The 3,294-nt window shown below is 30.0% G+C and carries 3 protein-coding genes and 1 pseudogene; 1 reads left to right on the forward strand and 3 read right to left on the reverse strand.

The window, feature by feature from the left end; genetic code table 11:
• Window positions 1-5: 5 nt before the first annotated feature.
• The 3 genes from WBY99_RS03750 to WBY99_RS03760 are packed head-to-tail and all read right to left on the reverse strand — an operon-like array spanning window position 6 to window position 2,134.
• Entirely contained in the window at window positions 6-299 is a 294-nt protein-coding gene (locus WBY99_RS03750; RefSeq protein WP_423974998.1) for a hypothetical protein, read from the reverse strand.
• Window positions 296-1,402, reverse strand: coding sequence for a DNA replication/repair protein RecF (recF, locus tag WBY99_RS03755; protein ID WP_423974999.1), 1,107 nt, complete (start codon window positions 1,400-1,402; stop codon window positions 296-298). The genes WBY99_RS03750 and recF overlap by 4 nt, the downstream gene beginning before the upstream one ends.
• Window positions 1,403-1,405: 3 nt before the next feature.
• Window positions 1,406-2,134, reverse strand: coding sequence for a hypothetical protein (locus tag WBY99_RS03760; RefSeq protein ID WP_423975000.1), 729 nt, complete (start codon window positions 2,132-2,134; stop codon window positions 1,406-1,408).
• Window positions 2,135-2,224: 90 nt separating this feature from the next.
• On the opposite strand from WBY99_RS03760, the pseudogene WBY99_RS03765 reads away from it, so the two are divergent.
• A pseudogene (locus WBY99_RS03765) lies at window positions 2,225-3,294 on the forward strand (alpha-2-macroglobulin family protein); the annotation flags it as partial.

Below are 3,294 nucleotides of genomic sequence, written 5' to 3' on the forward strand. Positions count from 1 at the left end.
TGTGACTACAAAACCGGAAGATCAATAAAATGTTCTTCGCCAAATTTCTCTTGAAACTTTGTTAAATAAAAGGTTTTTCGCATTCTGAAATCGTTTTTTAGCAAAGGAGATTTTATTCTGATTTCTAAAATTTTCTTATTTAAATTTACTGATTCTATTTCAGCAAAGAGTGTATCGTTCAGATATTCGTGTAGAAAATCTTTCACTTCAAACGCCAATAATTTATCCTCGAAACCATAAATCCTTGCGAAGGATTTTACAAGTTCTGAGGATTGATATTCTCTTTTTTTCTTTTTCATAATTCAAATATCTTACTTTCCTCATTAATTCTTTTCACAATATTTTCCGTCCTTTCTCTGCTCGTATCAGTAATGAAAATCTGCCCAAAATGTTCTTGATTTACCAATTTGATTAATTGTGAAACCCGCAAATCATCTAGTTTATCGAAGATATCATCCAACAAAAGGGTCGGCGTTTTCCCCGTTAATTCTTTAATACGATTCATTTGTGAAAGTTTTAAAGCGATTAAAAAAGATTTTTGTTGACCTTGACTTGCTGTCTTTTTCATTGAAATTCCATTCATTTCAAAAAGAAGATCGTCTTTATGAATTCCTTTTGAAGTATAAGTTAGAATTCTGTCTTTTTCTAAATTTTGTTGAAGTAAAGTTTCGAAGGGATTATCTTTTAAATCCGATTCATAAATCACCGATATTTTTTCTTTTCCTTGAGAAATTATTTCATAATAATTTTGAATTAAAGGGACAATTGAATCAGTAAATTCGCTTCTTTTTTCAAAAATTCTGGTTCCAAATTTAATTAAAGGTTCATTGTAAATCTCCAGATTATCAGCATCAAAATATCTGTTTTTCGAGAAATCTTTTAATAATGCATTTCTTTGTTGAACCGTTTTTTGATATTGAATTAAATTAAAAAGATAGTCAGAATCCGTTTGCGAAATCATCGCATCCAAAAACTTTCTGCGGCTTTCTCCAGAATCAGAAATCAAATTTGAATCGTAAGGTGAAATTATTACGCTCGGTAAAAAACCAATATGATCCGACATTCTATCGTAAGATTTATCATTTTTTTTGATGATTTTTTTTGCGTCTTTGGGTTGCTGAATTTTGATGATGTTTTCTTTTTCGCCATCGAAAATTTCGCCTTCAATAGAAAAAAAATCTGCTGACTTCAGACTTCCATCTTCGGACTTTAAACTTTGTATATTGTTAAGATCCTTGTTTCCCAGAAAACTTTTTGCCATCGACAAATAATGGAGAGCATCGAGAATATTGGTTTTTCCCACGCCGTTGTTTCCTACAAAGCAATTGATTTGTGGCGAAAATTCGAAAGATTTTTCCTGATGATTTTTGAAATTGAGTAAATTGAGTTTTTGGATAATCATTTGTCAAAAATACTTCATTAAAATCAGAATCAAAAACGGAAGTCCACTGCAAGTTTCTACCCAAAAAGAAAAATAGGTTCCTTTATTAGAATTTTCCGAAAAATAAATCAAGATAAAAGTGACAATTGAAGTGATGAAAAAGGCAATTGAAGATTCGGTTTTTAAATAAAAAATTGAGATGAGTAAACTTGTGAAAATTAAAAGATAAGCCAAGTATTTTGTGTTTTGAACGCCGATTAATATTGGGAAAGTTACAATAGTATCACTTTTCATATCTCGAATATCGAATGGTAAAACCAGCGCAGTAATGAAAAGCAGAGAAATCCAGAAAATCTCTGAATTAAATTCGGGTAAAATTAACCAAGAATTAATTAAAGCCCAAGTTAAACCAACATAAAATATTTTGAATAATGGAATTTTCCGAACAAAAAATTTAAGAAAAGTACTGTCATATAAAAGTCCTAAAATTACAATAATCAACCATTTTACGAGTCGCCCGTCGTTATGATTGTAAATAATTAATGCGGCAGAAATAATGCCGGAGATAATATTGAAAATCAAAACCTTATAAAATAATTTCCCGGTGTTTTGATATTTGGTGTAAAGATAACCGCTGAAATAAGTAATGAAAATCAGCGCAATGGTCGGGGTTTTGATAATGCTTTGCTCGAACATAAAAAAAACAGCAAATAAAGTTCCCATCAAGGAAACATAAATTTGACTGTCGATCATGTATTTTTTTAGTAAATTTAAACTGTTCATTTTCCTAAACCTTATAGGTTTTTAAAACCTATAAGGTTTCCTAAATATTAAAACAAATCTATGAAAAATAAAATCTTTGCAATTATCCTGTTCTTCTTAGCGTTTACGAATGTTTTTGCTCAAAAATATTACGACGATCAATGGAAAAAAGTGGCCGAAAATTACAAAAACGGAAAATACAAATCCAATCTTCCCATTATTTTAGAAATTCAGAATCAAGCCATGAAAGACGATAATGCAAATCAATTAATTCGCTCGCTGAAAGCGGAATTCAGTATTGTAAATCAAACTACGGACGATACCAAAAACGATTCTTCGAGCCAGTTTTTCAAAAAGCTGTCCACTTTTGGCGATAAATTAAAAGGTGAAAATCAATTGGTTTATCAAGTTCTTTTAGGCGAATTTTTCAGCGATTATTACAACCAAAATCAATGGAAAATCAATCAAAAAACCAATATCAATAATCAGGATTTTGCGCAAATTGAAACTTGGAGTAAACTTAATTTTAAAAATTATTTGGCAAAATATTTTTCAGATTTGAATTTAAAATCTGCTGAGCTGAAACAAGTTCAAATGTCAAAATACAAAGAAATTTTCAATGGAACCGAAGATTTAGATTATTTCCCGACTTTATTGGATTGGAATTCTCTGAACAACATTGCATTTTTGAAAAATTCTCAACTTTTCACGCCAAACGAATTGAAAGAAAATCATTCGAAAATTTTAACTATTTATGATGAATTAATTGCCAAAAATACAGGAAATTCAAAACTCTATTTTCAGCATCAAAAAATCAATTATAATTGTGGATTTTCGAATTGTAAAGATCAGTTTTCTCAACTTCAAAACCTTGTAAATTCGCAAACAGAAGGCGATTACAAAGTTTTAATCATGAGCGAAATGATGGATTTGTTGGTTGCGCAAGAAAAACCCAAAGAAGCACTTTCTTTGGCTGAAACCGCAAAAAAAGAATTTCCGAAATCTCCGTTTTTAAATCAAATAAAAAACAAAGAAAACCAAATTACCAATCCAAATCTTACGATAAAATTTGAAGCGCATACGCAAGCGAATTTGCCGATTCAGTTGGTTGCCGATGCGAAAAATATTTCAAAATTTTCACTAAATATTTA

The sequence above is a fragment of the Kaistella sp. genome, assembly GCF_049588135.1.
Taxonomy (GTDB): Bacteria; Bacteroidota; Bacteroidia; order Flavobacteriales; family Weeksellaceae; genus Kaistella.